Source organism: Streptomyces sp. MUSC 14 (assembly GCF_001866675.1).
Taxonomy (GTDB): Bacteria; Actinomycetota; Actinomycetes; order Streptomycetales; family Streptomycetaceae; genus Streptomyces.
The window spans coordinates 1-1,955 of sequence record NZ_MLYN01000134.1; the positions used below are offsets into that span (position 1 = coordinate 1).

The following is a 1,955-nucleotide window of genomic DNA, read 5'->3' on the forward strand; positions in this document are numbered from 1 at the left end:
GCACGATGTCCTGGCTCGCTGGATGCCGCCGGCTGCACCGCCGCTACGAGCGCAAAGCCGAGCACTTCCTCGCCTTCACCAGCATCGCTTGCACCCTCATCTGCTGCCGCAGACTCACCAAATGAGATGACGTCTAAAGTGATCTGGGGGCCGCTTCGGGGCTGACCTGCGGCGGGAGAGGCCGACCCCTGGTGGGTGGGTCCGTTGTTTCCCCGGTGTTCCCCGTGGTTCCCCGCACGATCTGGCACGCGTCTGGCACGACCTCCTCAGCTACGCATAGCCCTACAAGTGAGGGGCGATGACCAGAATGGTGAACAGCAGTACGGGCACCAAGGTGGCCAGCGCGCCCACGCCGCAGCCAAAAAGAATGGCCTTGCGTAGGCGTACGCCCCTGGAAGCGGACAGCGTCGTCGCTATGGCAGTCAGGACGGCCGCAAGCAGAAGCAGGAAACCGACAGCCACGCCCAGCCCCATGAGAGATGCCCCCTTGCTCGGGAGGAGAGCTTACGGTGCCCAGGCGGCGCACTGTGCCCGCGGTGCCAGATGGAGCGCGCCACTGTACGAACGATCTGGACACCGAGGGGCAAGGCTGCTCGGCTTGGTCTCGGTCGGAGGCAGACGGGACGGGAACTCCGCGCGAACCACGACCAGAGTGCCCTCACCGATTCGGTAAGGGCACTCTGACCTTGGCTCTCGGGGTGGCGGGATTTGAACCCACGACCTCTTCATCCCGAAGCAACTTGGGCGGGCGCTCGACCTTGGGCTGGTGTGCCTCTCACCTGCTGCGACGGTCCGTAGCTGTGCGCGGGCGTCCGCCGCCGTCCATCGGCGTTGTCACGCAGTTAGACACTCGCTGCTGCTGTGACTGTCTGCACTCCTGTGACAGGTGACTACCGCGGCTCGTACGCCGTGGATACCGGGAACGCTCCCAGCAACTGAGATTCGCACGTCTTCGCTCCCGCCAGAACGGTCCCGGCGTAGAAGCCCCGCGTCGCGCCCGACGGGTAGTCGACGGTCATCTCCAACCTGCAGGTGGTGTTGCTGGGAGGGCTGCCGAGGACGGCATCACCGCCCTCCCACTGCGCGGTAGACACCTTCGTCGCCGGGTTCCAGGTCATGATCATGTGCTGCCATGACCCGCCGTTGAACTTCCACCAGACGGTTGGCGTCGCGCCCTTGTGGTTGCTGGGCGCCGCCATTTGGTAATCGAAGAACACTCCCGGCAGCGGCGCCGACTTGGCGTTGCGCACGGTGGTGTAGGTGACCAGGTTCTGCCCGGCCTTCCTGGACGTCGGTGCGTTGGACAGGTTGCCCGAACCGGTGATCTCGCCAAACGCACAGGCCGGCTTGACGCTGTCGGCGCGGTTTGTGCCGTGCCGGGGAGCATGGCCAGCACGCTCATCCCCGTCGCCGCAGCCGCGATTCCCCACCTTAAGAACCTGTCTCACGTGGTGAGGTTGGTCAGCTTCTTGTAGCAGGTCAGTGCGGCCGCGAGACCGAGGAAGCCGAGAAAGTGTGCGCCTTTCCGCTCGTACCGTACGGTGAGTCGGCGGTAGCCGAAGAGCCAGGAGATCGACCTTTCGATCTTCCACCGGTGTCGGCCGAGTCGCTCGCTGGATTCGATGCCCGGACGGGCGATGCGTGGGATGACGCCGCGGCTGCGCAGCCACCTCAGGTGCTCGGCGGAGTGGTAGGCCTTGTCCGCGCGGAGCTTGCCGGGACGGCGCCGGCGCGGACCGCGCCGCGACCGGATTGCGGGTATGCCCAGGACCAGCGGCAGCAGAGCCTGACTGTCATGGACGTTCGCACCGGACACACCGAGCGCCAAGGGTAAGCCCTGAGCATCGGACAGGACGTGCAGCTTGCTGCCCTTCTTGCCCCGGTCAACCGGATTGCGCCCGGTCAGCGATCCCCCCTTTTCGCACGGACCGAGGCCGCATCCACGATCACTGAGG

At 65.9% G+C, this 1,955-nt stretch carries 2 protein-coding genes and 2 pseudogenes; 1 reads left to right on the forward strand and 3 read right to left on the reverse strand.

What is annotated here, in order from left to right; all coding sequences use genetic code 11:
- Nucleotides 1-125: pseudogene (locus BIV25_RS45975) on the forward strand (IS5/IS1182 family transposase); the annotation flags it as partial.
- A gap of 157 nt (nt 126-282) precedes the next feature.
- Here BIV25_RS45975 and BIV25_RS45980 read toward each other — a convergent pair.
- The 3 genes and pseudogenes from BIV25_RS45980 to BIV25_RS45990 all read right to left on the reverse strand — a co-directional run.
- Nucleotides 283-474: a hypothetical protein gene (locus BIV25_RS45980; RefSeq protein ID WP_071378567.1), complete on the reverse strand. Its 192-nt coding sequence runs from the start codon at nt 472-474 to the stop codon at nt 283-285.
- Nucleotides 475-890: 416 nt separating this feature from the next.
- On the reverse strand, nt 891-1,448 hold the full coding sequence (locus tag BIV25_RS50690) for a hypothetical protein (protein WP_143076853.1): 558 nt from the start codon (nt 1,446-1,448) through the stop codon (nt 891-893).
- Nucleotides 1,445-1,955: pseudogene (locus BIV25_RS45990) on the reverse strand (IS5 family transposase); the annotation flags it as partial. The pseudogene BIV25_RS45990 and the gene BIV25_RS50690, both read right to left, overlap by 4 nt.

What these genes read in the sequence shown, in the direction of transcription:
- BIV25_RS45980 (WP_071378567.1), bottom strand. Translation starts at nt 474, where the DNA reads ATGGGGCTGGGCGTGGCTGTCGGTTTCCTGCTTCTGCTTGCGGCCGTC.